The 20160-nt window shown below is 65.9% G+C and carries 22 protein-coding genes and 3 pseudogenes; 17 read left to right on the forward strand and 8 right to left on the reverse strand.

What is annotated here, in order from left to right; all coding sequences use genetic code 11:
- Nucleotides 1–5 precede the first annotated feature (5 nt).
- From RDU83_00260 to RDU83_00275, 4 genes are all read left to right on the forward strand, one after another.
- The gene (locus RDU83_00260) at nt 6–314 is read left to right on the forward strand and encodes a hypothetical protein (GenBank protein MDQ7839443.1); all 309 of its coding nucleotides are present in this window, start codon (nt 6–8) and stop codon (nt 312–314) included.
- A gap of 19 nt (nt 315–333) precedes the next feature.
- Nucleotides 334–735 carry a single-stranded DNA-binding protein gene (gene ssb, locus RDU83_00265; GenBank protein ID MDQ7839444.1) on the forward strand — a complete coding sequence of 134 codons (402 nt, stop codon included), beginning with the start codon at nt 334–336 and terminating at the stop codon, nt 733–735.
- Nucleotides 722–961 carry a hypothetical protein gene (locus tag RDU83_00270; GenBank protein MDQ7839445.1) on the forward strand — a complete coding sequence of 80 codons (240 nt, stop codon included), beginning with the start codon at nt 722–724 and terminating at the stop codon, nt 959–961. Before ssb ends, RDU83_00270 begins: the two co-directional genes overlap by 14 nt.
- Before the next feature lie 556 nt (nt 962–1517).
- The gene (locus RDU83_00275; GenBank protein MDQ7839446.1) at nt 1518–1700 is read left to right on the forward strand and encodes a hypothetical protein; all 183 of its coding nucleotides are present in this window, start codon (nt 1518–1520) and stop codon (nt 1698–1700) included.
- A 447-nt stretch (nt 1701–2147) separates the two neighbouring features.
- Here the strand turns inward: RDU83_00275 and RDU83_00280 are convergent, their stop codons facing one another.
- Nucleotides 2148–3017 carry a glucose 1-dehydrogenase gene (locus RDU83_00280; GenBank protein MDQ7839447.1) on the reverse strand — a complete coding sequence of 290 codons (870 nt, stop codon included), beginning with the start codon at nt 3015–3017 and terminating at the stop codon, nt 2148–2150.
- A 119-nt stretch (nt 3018–3136) separates the two neighbouring features.
- Between RDU83_00280 and RDU83_00285 the strand changes: the two genes are divergently transcribed.
- The 12 genes and pseudogenes from RDU83_00285 to radC all read left to right on the forward strand — a co-directional run bounded on the left by RDU83_00285 (nt 3137) and on the right by radC (nt 13776).
- Complete coding sequence (locus RDU83_00285) at nt 3137–3883, forward strand: FadR/GntR family transcriptional regulator (GenBank protein MDQ7839448.1); 747 nt, start codon at nt 3137–3139, stop codon at nt 3881–3883.
- Nucleotides 3880–4896, forward strand: coding sequence for an LLM class flavin-dependent oxidoreductase (locus RDU83_00290; GenBank protein MDQ7839449.1), 1017 nt, complete (start codon nt 3880–3882; stop codon nt 4894–4896). The genes RDU83_00285 and RDU83_00290 overlap by 4 nt, the downstream gene beginning before the upstream one ends.
- Nucleotides 4897–4980: 84 nt before the next feature.
- Nucleotides 4981–5967, forward strand: coding sequence for a tripartite tricarboxylate transporter substrate binding protein (locus tag RDU83_00295; GenBank protein ID MDQ7839450.1), 987 nt, complete (start codon nt 4981–4983; stop codon nt 5965–5967).
- 16 nt (nt 5968–5983) lie between these two features.
- Nucleotides 5984–6523: a tripartite tricarboxylate transporter TctB family protein gene (locus tag RDU83_00300; protein ID MDQ7839451.1), complete on the forward strand. Its 540-nt coding sequence runs from the start codon at nt 5984–5986 to the stop codon at nt 6521–6523.
- Between the two features lie 10 nt (nt 6524–6533).
- The gene (locus RDU83_00305; GenBank protein MDQ7839452.1) at nt 6534–8072 is read left to right on the forward strand and encodes a tripartite tricarboxylate transporter permease; all 1539 of its coding nucleotides are present in this window, start codon (nt 6534–6536) and stop codon (nt 8070–8072) included.
- Between the two features lie 13 nt (nt 8073–8085).
- Entirely contained in the window at nt 8086–9243 is a 1158-nt protein-coding gene (locus tag RDU83_00310; GenBank protein MDQ7839453.1) for an enolase C-terminal domain-like protein, read from the forward strand.
- Nucleotides 9240–10361: an NAD/NADP octopine/nopaline dehydrogenase family protein gene (locus tag RDU83_00315; protein ID MDQ7839454.1), complete on the forward strand. Its 1122-nt coding sequence runs from the start codon at nt 9240–9242 to the stop codon at nt 10359–10361. Before RDU83_00310 ends, RDU83_00315 begins: the two co-directional genes overlap by 4 nt.
- Before the next feature lie 16 nt (nt 10362–10377).
- The gene (locus RDU83_00320; GenBank protein MDQ7839455.1) at nt 10378–11514 is read left to right on the forward strand and encodes a Xaa-Pro peptidase family protein; all 1137 of its coding nucleotides are present in this window, start codon (nt 10378–10380) and stop codon (nt 11512–11514) included.
- Between the two features lie 62 nt (nt 11515–11576).
- Nucleotides 11577–11780 (forward strand): hypothetical protein, encoded by a 204-nt coding sequence (locus RDU83_00325; GenBank protein ID MDQ7839456.1) that lies wholly within the window; start codon nt 11577–11579, stop codon nt 11778–11780.
- The gene (locus tag RDU83_00330) at nt 11777–12130 is read left to right on the forward strand and encodes a RidA family protein (protein MDQ7839457.1); all 354 of its coding nucleotides are present in this window, start codon (nt 11777–11779) and stop codon (nt 12128–12130) included. Before RDU83_00325 ends, RDU83_00330 begins: the two co-directional genes overlap by 4 nt.
- A 309-nt stretch (nt 12131–12439) precedes the next feature.
- Nucleotides 12440–12604, forward strand: a pseudogene (locus tag RDU83_00335) (CorA family divalent cation transporter).
- 533 nt (nt 12605–13137) lie between these two features.
- Nucleotides 13138–13776 (forward strand): annotated as a pseudogene (gene radC / locus RDU83_00340) (DNA repair protein RadC).
- Between the two features lie 104 nt (nt 13777–13880).
- Here the strand turns inward: radC and RDU83_00345 are convergent.
- From RDU83_00345 to RDU83_00375, 7 genes and pseudogenes are all read right to left on the reverse strand, one after another.
- The gene (locus RDU83_00345) at nt 13881–14267 is read right to left on the reverse strand and encodes a hypothetical protein (GenBank protein MDQ7839458.1); all 387 of its coding nucleotides are present in this window, start codon (nt 14265–14267) and stop codon (nt 13881–13883) included.
- A 417-nt stretch (nt 14268–14684) separates the two neighbouring features.
- Nucleotides 14685–15266 carry an aminoglycoside 6-adenylyltransferase gene (locus RDU83_00350; protein MDQ7839459.1) on the reverse strand — a complete coding sequence of 194 codons (582 nt, stop codon included), beginning with the start codon at nt 15264–15266 and terminating at the stop codon, nt 14685–14687.
- Nucleotides 15267–15381: 115 nt separating this feature from the next.
- Nucleotides 15382–16041 carry a GNAT family protein gene (locus tag RDU83_00355; GenBank protein MDQ7839460.1) on the reverse strand — a complete coding sequence of 220 codons (660 nt, stop codon included), beginning with the start codon at nt 16039–16041 and terminating at the stop codon, nt 15382–15384.
- 125 nt (nt 16042–16166) lie between these two features.
- Nucleotides 16167–17045 (reverse strand): hypothetical protein, encoded by an 879-nt coding sequence (locus tag RDU83_00360; protein MDQ7839461.1) that lies wholly within the window; start codon nt 17043–17045, stop codon nt 16167–16169.
- 99 nt (nt 17046–17144) lie between these two features.
- Nucleotides 17145–17660 carry a hypothetical protein gene (locus tag RDU83_00365; protein ID MDQ7839462.1) on the reverse strand — a complete coding sequence of 172 codons (516 nt, stop codon included), beginning with the start codon at nt 17658–17660 and terminating at the stop codon, nt 17145–17147.
- 163 nt (nt 17661–17823) lie between these two features.
- Nucleotides 17824–18048 (reverse strand): annotated as a pseudogene (locus RDU83_00370) (tyrosine-type recombinase/integrase).
- Between the two features lie 372 nt (nt 18049–18420).
- Nucleotides 18421–19017, reverse strand: coding sequence for a hypothetical protein (locus RDU83_00375; protein ID MDQ7839463.1), 597 nt, complete (start codon nt 19015–19017; stop codon nt 18421–18423).
- A 775-nt stretch (nt 19018–19792) separates the two neighbouring features.
- Between RDU83_00375 and RDU83_00380 the strand changes: the two genes are divergently transcribed.
- On the forward strand, nt 19793–20143 hold the full coding sequence (locus RDU83_00380) for a hypothetical protein (protein ID MDQ7839464.1): 351 nt from the start codon (nt 19793–19795) through the stop codon (nt 20141–20143).
- Nucleotides 20144–20160: the final 17 nt, after the last annotated feature.

Here is a 20160-nt window from a genome sequence, read left to right on the forward strand (position 1 = left end):
TGGCGATGGTGCACAGAGGTAGGCCGTTGGTGCTGGGGTGGTATGCGTTCCTCGCCTGGAACGTCGTGTTGTTTCACGGCCTAGCCGCGCTCGACTATCCGGTTCCGGCGAAGGTGCTGGCGGTGGCGGCGAGCGTCGCGCTGGCCGCGTCGTTCCTGGTGCAGATCGCCCTGGTGGTGCGCTCTCAGGTCCTTCCTGTCGGACCAGGGACACCCCGGGCAGCCATCAACCGTCGCACCGGCGAGGTGCTGTCCGCCAACGGAGACAGCCCGCGGGGACGGCGGCCCGGCGCCGCAGCGCGGATCGCACGATAGAGAGAAGGGAGGCAGACAGATGGTGAACCGTGTCATTCTCATCGGGAGACTCGTACGTGACCCCGAGCTGCGCACCGTGCCCTCGGGGCAGGCGCTGGCCCGCTTCACCCTGGCCGTGGACCGGGGCTTTGCCAATGGCCAGGGGGAGCGCGAGGCAGACTTCATCGACATCGTGGTCTGGCGGGCGCTGGCCGAGCGGGTGGCCGAGCACCTGCGGCGGGGGTGGCTGGTGGGCGTCGAGGGCCGGTTGCAGATCCGCCGCTACGAGACCGCGCAGGGTAAGCGGCGCAAGGCCGCCGAGGTGGTCGCCGACCGCGTGCGCTTTCTCGACCGCAAGCCTGCCGAGGTGTGTAGCGACGAGGAGCTGTCCGCCGCCGCCGAGGCGCTGCCCGAGGAGGTCGGGGCCGGTGTGCCCTTCTGAGGGCGACGGCTACCGCGTGGTGCGGGCCTGGGTGGTCCCTGCCGAGGCGATCGCTCAGGCCCGCGCCTCCCCCGGCCGACTGGCGGCCGTGGCCGGAGACTTCGACCGGGCGCCGGAGGCGGTGGAGGACTGGATGATTGCGGTGTGGCTGAGTGCGCGGGAGGAGGGGTTTCACGATACGACGGTGGCTGAGCCGTTGGCCGCGATGGTATCAGCGGCGCACTGAGTGACGCGCAATCTGATTGGCCTCTCGTCATCACTGTCCACATCCAGGAGGCGGCGCTGGACTAGTGCTCCACCAAGTTGATTGACCGAGCGTGGTACGATGGGAGCAACAAGCCAATCCATACATGGGTTGCAGCAGCGGAGGCCCCCATGCGTCCTCTCACGCTTCGCCGCTTGCGTCCCGGCGAACGGCGCCTGTTGCAGGCCAAGCTCCGCACCCCGGCCCTGCCCGTCTGACTGTACCAGCAGTACCGGATTGTGGCCGAAGCCGCCCGGGGCCGCACCGTCCCCGAGATCGTCGACCGGGTGGGCTGTCACGCGGAGACCGCCTACTTGCGGACCCATCGGTTCAACACCTCGCGCTCCGAGACATTGGAGTGCCCCATCAACCTCGAGGGCGGGAGCCGATTCTCACCAGCCGACAGGTTCGGGAGCTGGTCAAGGTCGTCTTGAGCCGCCCCGCCGATTTGGGCCTCCTCTTTGTCGAGTGGTCCACCGCCAAGCTGGCCGCGTACTGCCGCTAGCGGGGGCTCTTACCCCCGGTCACGGACGAATTGGTGCGACGGGTGCTGCGCCGCGAGGGGGTGACGCCGTTCGAGGAAGAAAGGCGCATCCCCCGCCTCCACGAGCGGCGGCCGCGAGGCCGAGCGGTGATCTGCTTCGACGAGCACGGGCCGTTGGAACTGCGGCCCATGCCGGGGATCGCGTGGACACGGGTGGGTCATCCGCGGCGCCTATGAGCCACCTACCGCCGCACCCAGGGGACCGAGCAGTTCCTGGGGTTCTACGATGTCCACGACGATTGTCTGCTGGGCACCTGTCGGCGCCGGAAGACGGCGCGCGATGTGTTGGCCACCTTCCGGCGGCTCCGTGCCTGCTACACGACTCGACGGCGCTTGTACGTGATCATGGACAATCTGAACACCCATCGGCGTCCCGATCTGCGTGCCTTCCACCAGACCCACCGGATCACCGTGGTTTCTACGCCGACGTATGCCAGATGGCTGAATCTCATCGAGCCCCACCTCGGCGCGATGAAGCGATTCGTGCTCAATGGGTCGGATGATCCGAGCCATCGCGCTCGCCGCCGCGGGATCAGCCGGTATCTGCCCCGGCATAACCGCCGCGCAGGTAGCACCGCGTGTCCGCTGCACAAGTTCCGGTCCATCAAGTTGGGGGGCGCTAGGTCAAGGTGGACTCACCGGCGCCCGGTCTCCTTCGGTATCCCAGCCGCCGTACGGCACCCATCCCCCGTCGACCCGGAGCACCACCCCCGTCACTTGCCGCGCGGCCGGACAGAGCAGAAAGCACACGGCCTCAGCGATGTCTTCCGGCTCGGCGAGGCGGCCAAGCGGCGTGCGTGCCTCAAGCCGAGCTCCGTTGCGCGCCAGCAGTCCGGAGATCTGCTCGGTCCTGACATATCCAGGAGCGACGGCGTTGACGCGAATGCCCAGCGGCGCCCACTCCACCGCCAGGGCGCGAGTCAGATGGCTGAGTGCGGCCTTGGAGGCGGCGTAGGCCGCCCGCCCGGGAATGGCGGTCTCGGCGTGGAGAGAGGAAACGTTCACCACAGACGGTTCCGTGCCCCTCAGTAGCAGAGGGAGCGCGGCCTGTGACGAGAAGAACGCGGCCTTGACGTTAACATCGAACTGACGGTCCCAGTCGCTCTCAGCCAATTGTGCGGACGGACCGACCACCGCTACTCCGGCGTTGTTCACCAGCCCGTCGAGGTGCCCGGCGGCCGCGCCTGCGGCTTCCAACATCCGCCTGATCTCGCTCACGCTGGCGAGATCACCTCCCACAGGAATCACGGTCGCGCGCCCGGGCAGGCTCACCACGGCAGCTTCAGCCTGCGCCCGTTCTCGGGCATGGAGGATGACTGTCGCGCCCGCAGCCCCGGCGCGCGCGGCGATCGCGTACCCGATGCCCCGGCGGGCGCCGGTCACGAGGATCACCCGCCCGTCGAGTTCCATTGCAGCACCCGGATCACGACGCGTGCTGGGCGGCCCCGCCTTGTGCCCTCCGCAGGGTGCCTGATGATCATCCTGCCTCATCATTGACAAGCCCTCCTCCAAGGCGCTAGGATTTACGCATGGTGGTCAGGTCACCTGATCAGTTCCAGGGCTCTCCTGGGGTTTCCTTCGCCCCAGTTCGTTCATTCAGGCGCTCTGACGAGGTGGCCTGGCAGCTCACCGAGATGATCCGGAGGGGCGACTTCAAACCCGGCTCTCGCCTCCCTTCGGAACGCAGCCTGACAGAGCTGTTCGCCGTCAGCCAGCCGACGACCCGTGAAGCGCTCCGCACCTTGGAAGCGATCGGGCTCGTCTCGATCCGGCACGGCTCCGGTATCTACGTCACGGACGGCAACCCGCTCAACGGGGTGTGGTTCACGCGATGGATGCAGTGGGTGCTGCAACACGCCCCCCCCCTGCTGGACCACCTCGAAGTGCAGGAGGCCGTCGAGGGTAAGGCTGCGGAGCTGGCGGCGCACAATGCCCGGAAAGACGACCTCCGCCGCCTGCAGGCCTGCCTGGTTGAATCCGAGCGACTGCTGAGCCGGTACGCCCCGGGGAACGTCAGCGAAGCGCTCCTCGCGGCCTATGTAGGTCTGGACACGAGCTTCCACAGAACGCTGGCGCGCGCCGGTCGGAACGACCTGCTCTGCAACATGATCGAGTCCTTGGGATCGGTCCTCTCCGGAAGCCGCGAGGCGACGCTGGCCATCCCAGGGCGTATGCAGCGCTCGCTGGCCGAGCACCGGACGATCCTCGACGCAGTGAAGCGGCGCGACGCCGAGCAGGCGCGCTGTGCGATGGGGGCCCATGTCCGGCGCGTCGGGGAGGAAGTCCGTTCGGTCGAACGGCAGTCGCGGCGCAAGCAGCGAGCGGCCGGACGGGCAGACGGGGTGGCGAGGAGACTGTGAGCACCGCGGGGCGTCCAAGGTTCTCGTTCACGCGCGTTCCGGCAGGACCCATCGCGCGGTTCGTGGACTTCGCGCGGTATGGACGCGACCTCGGCTACGACCGACTCTGGGTGCCCGACCAGACGTATCATTCGGATCCTTTCGTCGTGCTGGCGGCCGTGGCCGCCGCCGCACCAGGGCTTGAACTCGGGATGGCGGTCACCAATCCGTACACGCGACATCCGGTGCAGATCGCCAGGGCTGCGGCCGCCGTGGCCGAGGTGTGCGGCGGTCGATTCCTGCTCGGCCTGGGCGCGGGAAACCGCAAGCATGTTCTGGAGCGCCTAGCCATCGACGGGCGGCACGCCGCAAGTCGCGTTCGGGAAGCTGCGGTGATCATCCGCCAGCTGATCCAGGGCGAAACGGTCCACCACGAGGGCGCGTGGACGCTGCGAGGCATCCGGCTCGAGCGGGAAGGCGCGGTCGACGTGCCGATCTTCATCGGCACGCGCAATCCCCGGATGCTGGCCGTCGCCGGTGAGGTCGCAGACGGCGTCATGCTTGAATCCCTGGTGACGGCAGAGTCGCAGGCCTGCGGGCTAGAACGCGTGCGGGCCGGCGCGGGGGTCGCCGGCAGAACGCTTGGAGGAATGGAGTTCGTCGCATGGCAGAGCGTGCTCATCACCGATGACCGGGCCACGGGCATCGAGGCCATGCGGGCGTGGGTGGCCTACCTGCTCGGGATGACGACGCCCGAGGTCGCAGCGTGGATGGGCATCAGGCCCGACGTGATAGAGCGCCTGCACGGGGCGTTCGCGAAGGAGGGCCCGGAGGCGGCCACCCGCTTCGTGGGCGCCGAAGAGGTCGATCGCGTTGTCATCGTGGGGAATCCCGACCAGGTTGCGGAGCGCTGCGCAGAGCTTGTTCGGGGCGGCACCACCGACTTCACGGTGCAGGTGTGGTCAGACGACGCGGCCGGCCGGGATACGCTTGCGCGGTTCGCGCGAGAGGTCCGGCCGCGGATCATCAAGTGACGTCGCAGGCGTCGTCAGCCTAGTTCATGACAGGCGGGCAAAGGGGCAAAGGCCGGAGGAGAAGAGGTCCAAGGAGGGGTGGCGATGAGCAGGCGATGGCCGTACAGGTTGCGTGTCATGTTGCTGGCCGTGGTGTTGGTCGGGCTCGCCGGTACCGGGTGGGCAGGCCCAGTGGAGCGGTTTCCGTCCCGCGAGATCACCCTGATCGTCCCATGGCCAGCGGGAGGCGGCAGCGACATCGCCATGCGCCTCCTGGCAGAGCGCGCGCGGGTCCACTTTGGTGTGCCGGTGGTGGTGGTCAACAGGCCAGGCGCCGCCGGGGCGATCGGACACCGCGAGATCGCCAACGCCACACCAGACGGCTACACCATCGGTATGTTCGGCTCAGGGTTCATCGCGCAGCAGTACATGATCCCCAATCCCACGCTGATCGATGAAATCCAGCCTCTGGCGTTCTTCGGTCTCGATCCCGGCGCCCTCACGGTTCGCGGAGAGACCCCCTGGAGGACCCTGCGGGATTTCGTCACCGCGGCCAAGGCGGCCCCAAACACCATCAGGAACGCCAACGATCCGCCGGGCGGAGGATCGCATCTCACGGTCCTGATGATTGAGCGGCGACTCGGCATTCATCTGATCAAGGTTCCATATGCGGGATTTGCGCCCAGTGTGGTCGCCATGCTCGGGGGCGAGACGCAGTCCACGACCATTCCAGTTCCCGATGTGATCGAGGTGCACAAGGCGGGTAAGGCGCGGATACTCGGCGTGATGGGCGACGAGCGCCACTTCCTCGCCCCCGACGTTCCAACGTTCAAGGAACAGGGCTTCGACGTGGTCTACGGGACGTGGCGGACCTTGGCGGCGCCGAAGGGGATCCCCTCCGACAGGCTGACCGTGCTGGAGGAGAAGCTCCTGACCACGCTGCGGGACGAGCGGTTCATCGACAGGGCGCGGCGGGCGGGCTTTATCGTGAGCCCAAAGAGCCTGAGGTTGACCGAGGCATACCTGAAGGCTGAGGACGCGCTGATCTACTCGATCCTCCTGGAACTGGGTCTGGTGAGGACGCCGAGGTAGCAGCGGGGGTCTATGCATGCAGCACGGTGATCCTCCGGGCGCGCCTCCAACCGGACAGGCCGTCAAGGTGTTGGGGGACCTCGTTGCCGGGCTCTTTCTGGTGGTTGTGGCCTGGGCTGGCCGGGCGTCTGTCCGCGCCGGGCAGGCCCAACTGCAGTTCGACTTCGACACCGATCCCGGTCCCTATCTGGTCCCCGAGGTGCTTCTGCTCGTGGTGGGAGCCGGGGGCATTGTGCTCGTGGCGGCGGGCGCCTGGCGGCTAGCGAGATCCGCCCGGGTCCTGACGCCGTCTGTTCGATGGCCCGAGAACGCTCTCCGGCTGCTTCTGGTGGCGGCGTTTGTCGCTTCGATGGCCCTCTACCTGCGCCTGCTGGTCGCGGTCGGCTTTCGGCCGGCGACCTTCGCCCTATGCACGGTGTGGGTCTTCATCCTGGCGCGCCAGGCGCAGCAACGGCCGCTCCTGCGGGACGTGGCCGCATCGCTGGTGATCGCCGCGGTCGTCACGGGCGCGGTCCACTTCGTGTTCAAGAGCCTCGTCAGGGTCCCTCTGCCGTAGGAGGCGCGGGATGCTCCAACACGTCCTGACCACCTTCCAGCACGTGTTGACCTCGCCGGCCGCCCTGGGGATGGGGCTGGCCGGCGTCGTCATCGGCATCGTCTTTGGAGCCTTGCCTGGCATCAGCTCGACCATGGCCATCGCCGTGCTGCTGCCACTGACCTTCGCCATGGACGAAGTCAACGCGATGATGTTCCTGATGGGGGTGTTCAACGGGAGTGTCTACGGAGGGTCGGTTTCGGCGATCCTGGTGAACATCCCCGGCACGCCCGGCGCCATCGTGACGCAGCTCGACGGGCATCCCATGGCTAAGAAGGGCCGGGCCGGGGAAGCCCTCGGTTATGCGACGCTGGCTTCGGGGTTCGGCGGCCTGCTGGGGTTCGTGGTGCTGATGACCGTCGCCCCGCTGCTAGCCGGGGTGGCCCTGAAATTCCAAAGCCCGGAGTTCACCGGGCTGGCCCTGCTCGGCCTGGCCAGCCTGTCGGCCGCCATGACCGGATCGACGGCCAAAGGCATCCTCGTCGGAGCGTTCGGGCTCCTGATCGCGACGATCGGCTTCGATCCCATCACGAACGTGCTGCGACTGGACTTCGACCACCCGAGCCTGGCTGCGGGGATTACGCTCATCCCCGTGGCCATCGGGATCTTCGGCATGACGGAGGTCCTGAACAACCTGGAAGCCGGCGCCACGAAATGGGAGGTCATCGGGACCATCCGGCGGGTCATCCCGCCCTGGTCGGAGATGAAGCGCACGGTGCCCGGGGCGATCCGCGGTGCCGTCGTCGGCATCTGCGTGGGGATCATTCCGGCGGCCGGCTCGGCGATCGGCGTCGTGTTCACCTACTTGCAGGAGAAGCGCCTCTCGCGCCACCCCGAGCTCTTCGGCACAGGCATTCCTGAGGGGATTGTTGCCCCCGAGTCAAGCAACAACGCGGGTGTCGGCGGCAGCCTCGTGCCCATGATGAGCTTGGGCATCCCCGGCGACACCATGACCGCCGTGCTGATGGGCGCGCTGCTGATCCAGGGCCTGCGCCCCGGCCCGTTGCTGTTCCGGGATCACCCTGGCTTCGTTGCCGCTGTCTACGTCGCGCTGGTCATCGCCATCGTGCTCACGACTGCCCTCGGCCTGCTCGGCGCTCGCACGTTCGCCAGAGTGGTCTCGGTCCCCAAGCCCGTGCTGCTAGTGACCATTGCTGTCCTGTGTGTGGTGGGCTCGTACGCGGTCAACAACTCGCTGTTCGAAGTCGGCGTGATGCTGGTCTTCGGCGTCCTGGGCTATCTTGGGCAGAAGGCCGGGTTCCCGATGGTGCCCATCGTTTTCGGGCTGATCCTTGGTCCGATGTTTGAGGAAAACCTACGGCGCACGCTGGTGCTCAGCGGCGGGAACTGGCTGGTGTTCGTGCAGCGGCCGATCAGCGTGGCGCTGCTGGTCCTGGCCATACTCACCGCAGCCTACCCCATCTACCTAGAGCGCCGGCAGGAGGTGCGCCGCCGGACTGCGTCAGCCGTGCCGGGGCCCGCGCCGGCAGAACCCGACGAGATGAGATGAAAGGAAGCGCGCGATGAGAGTCGTCGACGTGGATGTCATGGTGGTCTGCCTCCCGACCCGCCGGGTCCACAAGTGGGCGGGACTCCGGGGATCGATCGGCCGGTACGTGGTGATCCGGGTGCGCACCGACGAAGGGCTGGAGGGCTGGGGCGAGACCCAGTGCCTCCCCGATTGGGGCGGTGCGTACATGCGCTACTACGGCGAGACCCCGAACACGGTGCGGCACGTGCTGATCGATCTGCTACTGCCCGCCCTCCGGGAAGAAGATCCATTCGCCATTTCCCGCGTGCATGCGCTTATGGACAAGATCATCAAGGGCCATCCCTACGCGAAAGCCGCGCTGGACATCGCGCTGCACGACCTGAAGGGGCGCGCGCTCGGCGTACCGGTTTACGAGCTTCTAGGAGGGCGCTACCGCGAGTGGATCCCGGTGGGGCACAGCCTGGGGTTGATGGAGGTCGAAGCCGCTGCTGAGGAAGCCGCAGAGGTGGTCCGCGAGGGCATCCGGCACATCAAGGTAAAGGGCGGCCCGGATCCTGCGAGGGACATCCGCGCGGTCGAGGCCGTCCGACAGGCGGTGGGCGACAGCGTGGAGATCCGCCTCGACGCGAACCAGGCGTACACGGTTCCGACGGCGATCCGGACTCTTCGCGCGATGGAGCCGTCGGGCCTCACCCTTGTCGAGCAGCCCGCCGAGGGAATCGACGAGCTCGGCGAAATTGCACGCGCGATCAGCACGCCGGTGATGGCCGACGAGAGCGCCTGGACGCCGCGCGACATCCTCCATCTGCGCGAAGCTGGTGCCGCGCGGTACGTGTCGCTCTACGTGACGAAGCCGGGCGGCCTCTATCGGGCGCGCCAGGTGGCCACGGTGCTGGAAGCGGCCGGGTTTGAGGCGGACGTCGGCGGCTCGGCGGAATTTGGCATCGCCAACGCCGCCAACCTGCACCTCGCAGCGGCCTCGCCAGCGGTCACGGTACCCGCGATCATCCCGGTCACCACGCTGCAAGGGCAGGAGCAGACGCAGGTGGCCGGCCGGATCTACACCGATGACATCATCACAGCGCCGTTCGCCTACCGTGAGGGTGCCCTGAGGGTCCCGGACGGCCCGGGGCTGGGGATCACGATCGACTGGAACAATCTCAGGAAGTACCAGGTGGAGTGGACATGAACGCGAACGGCAAGATCGACATCGCGGTGCTGGGCGCGGGCAACGGCGGCATCGCGGCGGCGGCCGACCTCGGTGTGCGCGGCTTCCGGGTGGCGCTGTGCAATCGCAGTCGCGAGCGGCTCGAGCCCTTCCTGCGGGTGGGCGGTGTGGAGATGACCGGCGCGCTAGGCGACGCCACCGTGCCCGTGGACCGGATCACGACGGATGTCGCCGAGGCGGTGCGCGGCGCCGATGTGGTGATGCTTACGGTGCCCGCGCATGCCCAGGCGTACTACGCGGAGGCCATGGCCTCGTGCCTCGACTCATCCCAGATTATCGTCCTGAATGCTAGCAACACGGGTAGCGCGCTCCACGTTGCCCACATCCTGAAGAGCCGCGGGGCCCCGCCGGTTGTGATCGCGGAGCTCAACTCTCTGACCTACATCTGCCGCATGGCATCGCCGACCCGGGTCAACATTACAGGGTCGGCGCGCACGATCCGCATGGGCGCGCTCCCCGTCACGGCCGCGGCGGAGACCCTGGCCCGCTTTGCCAGGTACTACCCTCAGGTCCAGCTCGCGGCCAGCGTGCTGGAGACCTCCCTGATGAACCTCAATGCCGTACTGCACCCGCCCGGCATGCTGATGAACGCGGGCTGGATCGAGCACACCGCGGGACAGTTCTACTACTACTACGAGGGCACCACGCCAGCGGTCGCGCGCGTCATTGAGGCGCTGGATCGTGAGCGGCAGGCTGTCGCCAGCGCGTATGAGATCGAGACGCCGTCGTTCCTTGACTTCTTCTACAAGGCAGGCTACACCTCGCGCCGCGCCTGGGAAGCCCGCTCGACATTCGAGGCGATGCGCGACAGCGTCCCCAATCGGTACATCAAGGCCCCGGCCAACCTGGAGGGACGCTACATTCAGGAGGACATCGGATTCGGCCTCGTGCCATTCCACGCGTTCGCGCGCGCGGCCGGCATAGTGGTCCCCGTCACGGAGGGGCTGATCCATCTGGCCTCGGTGGCCACAGGGATCGATTACTTCAGCGTCGGGCTCACCGCAGCACGCCTCGGGATTGAGGGCGCCGATCGGACTGCGGTGGAGCGGTTGGTCCGAGAGGGCCAGTGGAGACCGTAGGATGGAGGGATCGCAGATGGAACCGCATGGGCTGAACCCTGACCCGGACGTCGTTACCCGGCTTCGCGGCGGGCTTGTCGCTGCCGGGCTCGACGCGATAGTCGCCATGTCGCAGGATAATGCCACCTACGCCCTGGGCGTGGGCGTCCCATCACACCGGCTCATCCGTGAGAGGCGCGTGGCCGTGCTCGTCCCCCACGATGGAGTGCCGGCGGTGGTGGCAGTGACGGTGGAGGAGTCGTTCCTTCAGGCTAACCTCAATGGGGTCGAGATCTTGCCTTACGACGAGCACACAGAGACCGCCATGCAGGCCCTCGCCCGTCTGCTCTCTGCGCGAGGCCTGCAGTCCGGCCGGCTGGGCCTGGAGATGGACTTCATCGCCGCAGAGGACTACGCGGAACTCACGCGGCTGGTGCCCGGGGCCACCTTCGAGGACGCCGCCCAGTTCTTCAAGCGCTCGCGCTGGGTCAAGACGCCCCGGGAACTGGAACGGATCCGCCGCGGTGGCCGACTGGCCGACGAGGCGATTCTTGAGGCGTTCCGTGCCGCCCGCCCAGGCATGACGGAACGAAACCTCGCCACTACCATGGTAGAAGCCTTCCTGCGCCGGGGGGGTGACGATGTCAGGATGGTGGTGCTGGGGGCCGGCGAGCGGAGCAGCCATCCCAACGCGCCGCCGACGGATCGTCCCCTGCGGGCAGGCGACATCGTGCGTGTCGACTTTCTCGGTACCATCGGCGGCTATTTCACCGACTGCGCCCGGACGGCCGTGGTCGGCGAGCCAACTGCCGGCCAGGCAGCCATCTACGCCGCCATCGTCTCCATCCACAAGGAGGTCCTGAGCCGGGTCCGGGCGGGAGCCAGAACCTGCGACCTGTACCATCTGTACAACACGCGGGCCGCGGAGCACCGCCTGCAGTCGCTGCGGTTCCTCGGCCACGGACTCGGGCTGGGTCTGCATGAGGGCCCGTTCATCGACGCGCACACCGACATCGTGCTCGAACCGGGCATGGTCTTCGCCATTGAGCCCGTCCACTTCGTGCCGCACGAGGTCGGCTTCCATCTCGAAGACGTGCTGATCGTCACGCACGACGGGCATGATGTGGTGACCGACGTCATGAGCACCGACGCGCTCTGGCCCATCGTGGCGTAGGGAGGGAGTAGGGGCTCCCCTTCCCAAGGAGCTCGCCAAACACCCCTGGGAGATGAGGCTTCATGCCTAAACCACCCCAGGATCACCTGCCGCAAGATCGGCCGCCCATCGGGGCCGTGGTTAGCCTGGGATTCCAGTACGTCCTCGCGATGTCTCCCGCGACCGTTCTGGTGGCGCTCCTGACAGGTTTCGATGTCGCCGTCACGTTCTTCGCTTCAGGCTTGGCCACAGTGATTGCACTCCTCGCACGAAAGGAGCGACTATGAGCATCAAGCGTATCGATCCTGGGCCGAGGTTCAGTGGAGCTGTTGTTCATGGCCAGACGGTCTATACCGCCGGTCAAACGGCCTCTGACCCCTCAGCCGGGGTGCACGGCCAGACAGAGCAGGTGTTGCAGAAAATCGACGGCTTGCTGGCTGCCGCCGGGACGGACAAGTCGAAGCTCCTGTCGACCACGGTATACCTGTCCGATATCCGCTACTTCGATGAGATGAACGCAGCCTGGGAGGCGTGGGTCGACAAGACCAACCTACCAACGCGCGCTACCGTCGAGGCCAAGCTCGCCTCTCCACGGCTCCTGGTCGAAATCGTCGTCACTGCGGCGCTCTCAGGGTAGGGAGACCCCCGGATCCAACCCCCTGGGGTCTGAGCACATCTGAGCACATAGGCTCAAGCCGGCCGGCCTCTCGGACTGCATGGGCGTGGGTCGGAGGCCGGCCCTGCTGGACCGTGCGCGTCTTCGACGGAAGTGGAAGCGGGGCTCACAGCACCAGCGAGTCTGTGCAGACTCTGACCCGCGTGGGGGGCAACTCCAAGATCCCTCCTAACATCACAGAAGTTTCTCAATATGCAACATACAACCCTCTCGTACACTGGCCCTCAGCTACGAGCTCTCATGACCGCAGTCTCCCCTAGGGCTCTTTTCTTCAGGCGTGGTATGAGTATGGCGCCGGAGGCCAACCTCTCCCTCAGGTCGGTCATCCAGAACGAGTCGATGAGACGACTCACCGCCTGGGACGCGATCATCGCCAGCATTTACGGCATGAACTTCGAGTCCATGCCCGAGTTGCGCTGGAACTTCGGCTCCCCGGTGCAACCTCCGTTCGTATTCCGTGGCGGTCCAAGACCTCTCCCGTTCGTCTGCCCAGACGGTCCCTTGGTCAGGGAGATCAGCATCAGCACTCGCCGCAAAATCCCGCGTTTCGTCCATGTACCTCCCTCACGAATTTCCGGATCCCCCCGCACGGAATACCGGCCAGCAGCAGCGTCTCGCTGTTCATCTTCTCCGTGCTCGACCGTCGAAGACTCTCCTTCCTCTGCGTGCAGTGGCTTCGGGCACGCGGGGTTCGTTCCTGGCCGGCGGCAAGTGTGTCGCTTAGCGCTGTCACCACTCACCTTGCGCCTTTTCCAGTCCCGTAGCTCCTCCGGCCCGGCCCGTCAAGCCAGCGACGCTTGACCGCCCGGGCCTCCGGCGCTCGCGCCCATGGCGACTCTATCGAGAAGGGAGATGGTCGCATGGGGACGGGTGGCACACGGCCCGACGGCGGGCAGCTGAGCGAAGAGAACGCCGCGGATTGTCGGGCAAGTGCAGTTGAGCAGGTCGCGCGCTGGCAGGATGAGACCCTGGTAGGACGGCTGGCCGAGGTTGGCGGCGCGGCCCTTTCGGTTCGGGAGCTCCTTGCGCTTCTGCTCCGGGCGCGCGGGGCGAGAGAGAGCTCTGCGGCAACCTCCGCGCGGCTCGCGACGAGGTTCCCTTCCACGGCGCACCTCGCGCAGGCCGGTCTACCCGAACTGATTCGCGAGGGCGGCCTGTCGCTACGGCAGGCCGCAACGGTCGTCGCGGCGCGCGAGTTGGGCCGCCGCCTCTACGCCGCGCCGTCCGCACGCCGGCCCACGGTCCGGACGCCGGCCGACATCGCGGCGCTCGTGGGACCGGACATGCGGTATCTGGACCGGGAACACTTCCGCGTGGTCTTGCTCAGCACCCGGCACGACGTGCTGGCCGTCGAGGAGGTGGCCGTCGGCGGACTCAACAGCGCGGTGATCCACCCCCGCGAGGTGTTCAAGGCGGCGATCCGCGCCAGCGCGGCGGCGGTGATCCTGGTCCACAACCATCCCTCGGGCGATCCTGAGCCGAGCGCGGACGACCTCCGCATCACGGCGCGGCTGGCGGAGGTCGGGCGGGTGGTGGGGATCGAGGTGCTGGACCACGTGGTGGTGGGGGATGGACGGTACGTGAGCCTGCGGGAGCGCGGGGCCATGGGGGATGCCGGAAGGGTGGCTCCCGACCATCCGGAGATCCGGGCGCTTGGCGGCTCCAGTCCCGTGATAGCCAGCGTGCCGGCACCGGCTCGGGGGCCGCGGACTCAATGCAGGATCTCTCCGGTCCAGCGGTCCCGATGCGCCCAGAACGGGCACTTGGGACACGGTTGACCCTCGGGATAGTCCACCCCCTCCTCGTGGGGACACCCGATGATGCGGTCGGTCATCACGACCGTCTTGGTCCCGTGTCGCTCGATGAACGCCAGGATCTCCCTGCCGATTGCCGGGTCACTGCGCACGTCCCGATCTTCGGCAACCCAGCGTTCCAACGGGTCGGCCTCAGCACCTTCTGAGGCTACGATGCCGACGGCAACTTTCGTCGCGCAGGTATCATCCGGCCCATAGAAGGCCACGGTGGCGACGGGATACCCTCGAAAGCCCCGACGTGCCTTCTTCTTCAGGGGCGACGATGATCGACGTGTGGACTCCACTCAGTATCACCTGGGATTGTCATGCGGTGCCCAACGGCGCGCATCACACGCTGCGCCGGAGCGCAGCGGAGTTGCAGTTGGGTGCATGCGCTCGTTATGCGCCATCATGGACTTCAGTTCGAGTTTTCCCGAAAAATAGCGCATTGACCAACTCTGTTGCACGCTCATCAGGAGCAGTCGGGTATGGATAGCCCAAGCACTCCGCTGTTGCCTTCGTTAGCCATCGAAACAGATCCATAGTTGCTAACAGCGCTCGCCTGACGTCATCTTCGTCATGATGGGCAAACGCACCGCGTAGTCTTTCCAGAACGCGAGGGTCTGCCCATTGTTCCAAGAAACGTCCGCCATACCAGGTATCGTAGTACGAGCCATTTCGGGCCTGGGCGTGCCATTCCATCGCCCTCAGCAACAAGCGTTTCATATAGCCGTCGCAACACGCGCTCTGGCAGTCCATAATTCCCCGCGCCGCAGTTTCTTCGCGGTCCAGACAGCGTGATACCAGAAGTCGTTGATAGCCTCAAGGAACTCAGATTGCGTGGGCAGACGAGAAGGTGCAGGCTCCGCAGAGAGCGGATTCAATCGGGCTGCCAGGCCGTCTCTATCAAGAAGCACGCGGCTCCCGCGGCGGAATACCTCTGTAACTTCGGGCGGGAAGCCATGTTGGATCATTTGCTCAACTTTCGCACAGGGGATGATTGAGAAGTCTACGTCGAGACCGCCCTCGAAAAGGACACGACGTTCCATTCCACCCCCGGTCGCCGTCGGTTCGACAAACGTGATCCAAGAATCGCCAATGTTCTTCAGCCAATCAGCACTTGTCAGATAGGGTTTGGGATCAGTTGTGAGGATGAGGATATCCAGATCGGACCATTCGTCTGCGGGGCGATCAACTCTTGCCCTAGATCCAAGAACAATCGCAGCATGGATGTCAGGGCGGGTTTGGGCCCATGCGACGAACCTTTCTATCAATTGCTCGTAGGCCAATGTGGTTGGGTTCATTCGGGATTCCTCACGTGGCGCATAATGTCAGGCGTCAGGCGCGGCTGGAAGCCGTCGCCCGCACGCCTTGGTTAGGCCCGGCTCTGGCGGTGGGCCGCGACAAGACACGCCCCCCTCACCAGAGCGTACGTCCCATCACGTCGAACGCCTCAATCTCGGCCGCGGCGTCCGGACTGGTGGGATACTCGTCGGCCAACAGCGTCCAGATCATGGTGTCACGGGGCCTCCCGTCGGGCGTCTGGGTGCGACGCCGCAGCGTCGCCTCATGACAGAAGCCGAGCTTGCGCGGCACCGCGAGGCTGCGGACGTTGTTGGGGTCACAGTGGATTTCAACCCGAGCTACCTTGTCGATGACAAAGGCGACCTTGGTGAGCGCAGCGACAGCCTCCGTGGCGAGTCCCTGGTTGAGGTAGTCCTTGTGTATCCAATACCCAATCTCGCGTGCCCCGGGGCCCACACGGGTATGGAGCCCACTACTCCCGAGCACCTGGGTGTCCTCCCGATTGAAGATCCCATAGACGAAGTCCTGGCCCAAATCAAACTCACCACGCCATCGGCGGAGGCGCTCGATCTTCGTTTGGAGGTCTGTGGGCTCGTGCTGGGCCCAGAGCATCCATGGGCGCAGATGTTCCAGGTTGGCTTCAATGGCCGCTGTCAGCAGCGGCGCATCCATGGGATGCCAACACCGCAACACCAGCCGGCGGGTGTGGATGCGGTAGGCAGGACCGCACCCGGCGATTGACATGTGTTCCTGATCTGCCCCCTGCTCTTGCATGCCTTGACTCCACGGGTTGCGCGCTGTGGGCATAATGCCTGCGTCAGCGGCGCGCCGGCACGATCCCAGGACAGTGCACGCGCTCTTCCGGCGCGCCCGCTGCGCGCTGGGGTTGACCATCACCCTCACTCACGGGTGTTGTAGTCGTAAGCGATCTTGATGATCTGAGAAAGCAGCTCTCTATTGGGGCCGAACTCAGAGGGAGTAACCCGGATGGTGTACTCCCGCCACCTCTTGTCGTACCCGATGAGCTCCATCCCAGCAGTCTCGACCTGTTTCTCAAGATCCTCCGACTGTTCGCATTTGAAGCCCAGCTTCAGAAACTTCTGTTTCGGGCGGAAGTGGACGAAGTTGTTGGCAATGCCGGAGCGGGCCAGTCCGATGAAGTATTTCTTGTAGTTCAGTTCGTAAGAAGGGTCGAGGGCCTTCACATTCTCGAAAAGATGGTCCACGAGCTGCAGGATGTTCTTTGGAACCTTCACCTCCCAATCGCTGCGCGAGTGGAAGACCTTTCCCGTCTCCTCGGTGTCGTCGAGACCCAGCTGCAGCTCATCAAGGACCTTTGAGAAGACGAGAGCGACGCCGCCCTCCACGCGGAACGCTTGGAGCTGGATTGCGATTATCGGGATGAACCCGTTAAACAGACCAATGACGCTAAGGAAGCGGCTCGTGATGTCTTCGGCAACGAGTACCGCGCAGTGATCGTACTGAGGGTATCGCTTGCGTTCGATATCCCAGTATTCAATCGCACGGATGATGTGACTCTCATCCGTTTTCCCGAGCTGGAGCTCGACCTTGTAGCGCTTTCTGCTTTCGGCGTCTTCCAAGAGAAGGTCCAGGCGACCGGCCCGCGGCTGAGCTCGCTGACGCCCTCGAACCTCCACCTCGCCCAGGTTCAGCAGGGAGGGGTTTTCCACGATCTGGTCTTCGAGCCACTTCTCCGCGAACTCAGGATGGCTCTTTAAGGAGAGCGGCTCGGGAATCACAAGCTTTGGGATTGGCATGATCAACAGTCCCCCCTCGATGTGATGGCTAACGCACGGATCAGCTGCGAGGCGCTCGTCAGCTGCATCCCCTTGTTCGCTGGCCCCTCCATTGGACGCTCAACGCGCCACCTCCGGAAGGGGACCGAAAAGGTGATCTGCAACCTCGGTGATTGAGGCGAGCTGCTGGAATGCCGAGCGCGGCAGCATCCGGAGGCGCGGACGCTGAAGCTTGACGCCGCGGGCGTTGCCCTTTGTGTGCTTGCCCGTTGGATACCCGCTCAGGTCAGGCAGTGGTTCTCCCGGAGGGCCCCCGAACCATAGGAACGGTCCGAGGGCGAGGGTTTGGGGCTCAAACAGCATGACCACGATGCACCCGTTCGGCTTGGTCGCGAGGCCTGTGTTGACGTTGAAGCGGGCGACCTTGGAGCCTCGGAAGGTCGCCTTCAACTGGACGTGGCGGACGACGTTGTTGCCCTCCAATACGAGGTCGTAGCCTCCATCGTCGACCTGGGGCTTGAGGATCTCCAGGCGCTTGACGCCAGAGAGCCACACATGGCGCATGACCTCGCCCGCAAAGAGGTGCTCAAGGAGCATCTCCCGGTACGACGACAGGAGGCTGTGGTCAGTCGCCATCACGTCGCCCCCTCAGCAAGTCCAGCGAACTTGAAGCAGACGGAACCGTCTAGTCCCCCCGACACTGCGAGCAGATCAGCCGATTCCTTGATCTCCCCTCTCGCCGGCCTGCTTTCGCTGGTCAGTCTATCATTCCTCCATATCCCCGCCTCCGCACGCGCTGTCAGGGTGCCGGCAGGCTATCCGCCGGGCTACGAATCGCACCGGGACCGCGGCTCAGGACGTGCGTGCAGGTCATGGTCGTGGCTACATCTCGGTGCCCGAGCAGCTCCTGGACCGTCCGGATGTCGTAGCCGTCCTCCAGCAGATGGGTCGCAAACTAGTGCCGGAACGTATGGCAACTGGCCGGTTTGGCAATACCGGCCCGGCGAACGGGTTCCCTGACGGCGGGGCTGGTGTGAGCGAGGGGCACTGGCAGCGCAGCCCCAGCGGCTGGAGGCTGAGCCGTGCAGGTCCCCTCTCCGAGCCTACCGACGTGCCCAGGGAGAACCGCCTGCCACCATCAGTGAGGCGAAGTGACGAGGAGGAACGAGCCATGGCCGTTGAGCCTCGCAGAGGGTGTGGGTACCGCAAGATCGGCGGGACGTACATTGAGGGAGATCCCGGCCCCGGCTACGAGTACGGCTGGCTGCCCGTGCCCGTCAGGCCTTGCCCGCTGTGTGGCCAGCGCCCTGCTCTTACGCCCTGTTGTGAGGCAGCGGCGTACAAGTCCTGTAGGACCTGTGCGGGCTCGCTCCGATGGACGGGTCTGTACGCTGCCTCAACCGACTCGCCGCCGATCGCGCGCCTCAAGGCCCATTTCCTTCATTTCCCTCTTGAACCGCTCCAGAGGGGTGATCCCCGACTTGAGTTTGCGGCTCCTGAAGCGCCAGGCCCAGGAGTAGTTCGAGACCTCACGAAGCCGGGGGTCGCCCGGGAGCCACGCCTTTAGCATGGTCGTGGCGCGCCGCTCTAGCGCTATGATCAGCCTGGGCCGGATGATCCGCACCTCCTCGAGAAACCACCGCTTACTGACGCCAGCTAGGATCGCCAGCGTCACGTCGGCCTCCGAGTTCTTCGCCTTCGCCTTCGACACGTCGGTGAGGTGGGCGTCGGCCAGCCCGTTCCTGGCCATCTGGTCGTAGAGCAGGCTCAGGGCGGCGTCCAACTTGCCGGGGTTCTGCGGCGCCTTCCTCCCCCTGCGGCGGCCCGCGCTGGGGTTCAGCGCTACGAGCATGACCGGCGCCGTCCCCTCCCAACCGCGCACCCCATCGTCGCGCGGTGGAAAGAACCAGGAGAGGTACCCCCTCGCCCTCAAGCTCTGTTCGATCCGCGCCCTCAGTGCCGCGAGCGCCTTGCGCTTCTCCATCCCCCTCACCGCCGTTTCTCCACAGAGGGCGCTTCCAGAGCCCACGTGACGCGCGCCGTCTGCCAATCTATCTCCTCGTCCTGCCTAGACCGCTCCTCCGGACTCAGGGCGTCGATTTCTGCCTTCGCCTCCTTCAATAGCCGCGTCCTGTCCCTGGGGTCACTCATCTCGTCCCCCCGTGCCTCATCTGGCGCGTGACCTGGTCGGCGGGCGCCGTGAATGACACGTTCTCTCCCTGTCTCATGCCCAAATGCGGCCAGTACAGGTCATTCTGCAGCACATAGCGTCCCGTCGGCGCGACCCCCTGCGCTGCCTTCCTGGCCGAGCCGGGAGCGCTTGTGCGTCGAGCCTCCTTGAACCTGCGGGCCGCGTTGCGCAGCGTTGTCAGCAGCGAATGCGGCGCTTCGGGTTCCAGCCGGGCTATTGGACATTGCGGGGCTTGATCTCCGCAGTTCCGATTCTCTCCACATAGGCGGCCCGCGGAGCAGTCCTCACCACCCATCCACACTTGCGCGAGAGCTTCAGCACGCGCGAAGCGGTGATGCCGACCTCCGGTGCAGCCTTCCGCACGCTGCGCTTTCCGGGGCGCCATGCGGACGTCGTGCAGCAGGGCACGCCAAGCTGCGGCTGGCACCGTGTCTGGGGTCGCCACTTCTCCGTTCCGGCTGATTCTCGCACAAGCTGGTCTGCCACGGGCGGGGCCCCGTCGCGCAAGGGAAAGGCGCCTTGCGCGCCTCCCCGCCCGTGGCCTGTCGTCTCCACTCTTTCCAGTGGAGGTGACGCCATGACGTTCCTGGACCTATTCCGCGAGAAGTACGAGCGCAGGGGAGGGAAGGCTGAGCAGTTCATCGAGGCGTACCAACACGGCGACCCCGAGATGGTGGTGGACTACCTGCTGGAGCACAGCCCGGAGGGCGTGCGCGGCGCGCTGATCGCCGCGGCCGAAGACTTCCGGGCCACCGGCCGGACGCACAGCAACGCCCTGGTGGCCCTGCTACAGGAAGGTCGGGCCGCGATGACCTACGAGCGGCTGGCCGCGGACCTGCCGGAACTGCCCGAGCCGTTTGCAGGGGAGCAGCGCTACGACGTGGACTGGGCGGTGGACCGCCGTGACCTGCTCAACTGGGTGCGGTGAGGCGCCCGCCGTTTTGC

It is taken from the genome of bacterium (assembly GCA_031082185.1).
Lineage (GTDB): Bacteria > Sysuimicrobiota > Sysuimicrobiia > Sysuimicrobiales > Humicultoraceae > VGFA01.

What these genes read in the sequence shown, in the direction of transcription:
- RDU83_00260 (MDQ7839443.1), top strand. Translation starts at nt 6, where the DNA reads ATGGTGCACAGAGGTAGGCCGTTGGTGCTGGGGTGGTATGCGTTCCTC.
- ssb (MDQ7839444.1), top strand. Translation starts at nt 334, where the DNA reads ATGGTGAACCGTGTCATTCTCATCGGGAGACTCGTACGTGACCCCGAG.
- RDU83_00280 (MDQ7839447.1), bottom strand. Translation starts at nt 3,017, where the DNA reads ATGATGAGGCAGGATGATCATCAGGCACCCTGCGGAGGGCACAAGGCG.
- RDU83_00295 (MDQ7839450.1), top strand. Translation starts at nt 4,981, where the DNA reads ATGAGCAGGCGATGGCCGTACAGGTTGCGTGTCATGTTGCTGGCCGTG.
- RDU83_00300 (MDQ7839451.1), top strand. Translation starts at nt 5,984, where the DNA reads ATGCAGCACGGTGATCCTCCGGGCGCGCCTCCAACCGGACAGGCCGTC.
- RDU83_00305 (MDQ7839452.1), top strand. Translation starts at nt 6,534, where the DNA reads ATGCTCCAACACGTCCTGACCACCTTCCAGCACGTGTTGACCTCGCCG.
- RDU83_00310 (MDQ7839453.1), top strand. Translation starts at nt 8,086, where the DNA reads ATGAGAGTCGTCGACGTGGATGTCATGGTGGTCTGCCTCCCGACCCGC.
- RDU83_00315 (MDQ7839454.1), top strand. Translation starts at nt 9,240, where the DNA reads ATGAACGCGAACGGCAAGATCGACATCGCGGTGCTGGGCGCGGGCAAC.
- RDU83_00320 (MDQ7839455.1), top strand. Translation starts at nt 10,378, where the DNA reads ATGGAACCGCATGGGCTGAACCCTGACCCGGACGTCGTTACCCGGCTT.
- RDU83_00325 (MDQ7839456.1), top strand. Translation starts at nt 11,577, where the DNA reads ATGCCTAAACCACCCCAGGATCACCTGCCGCAAGATCGGCCGCCCATC.
- RDU83_00330 (MDQ7839457.1), top strand. Translation starts at nt 11,777, where the DNA reads ATGAGCATCAAGCGTATCGATCCTGGGCCGAGGTTCAGTGGAGCTGTT.
- RDU83_00350 (MDQ7839459.1), bottom strand. Translation starts at nt 15,266, where the DNA reads ATGAACCCAACCACATTGGCCTACGAGCAATTGATAGAAAGGTTCGTC.
- RDU83_00355 (MDQ7839460.1), bottom strand. Translation starts at nt 16,041, where the DNA reads ATGCAAGAGCAGGGGGCAGATCAGGAACACATGTCAATCGCCGGGTGC.
- RDU83_00360 (MDQ7839461.1), bottom strand. Translation starts at nt 17,045, where the DNA reads ATGCCAATCCCAAAGCTTGTGATTCCCGAGCCGCTCTCCTTAAAGAGC.
- RDU83_00365 (MDQ7839462.1), bottom strand. Translation starts at nt 17,660, where the DNA reads ATGGCGACTGACCACAGCCTCCTGTCGTCGTACCGGGAGATGCTCCTT.
- RDU83_00380 (MDQ7839464.1), top strand. Translation starts at nt 19,793, where the DNA reads ATGACGTTCCTGGACCTATTCCGCGAGAAGTACGAGCGCAGGGGAGGG.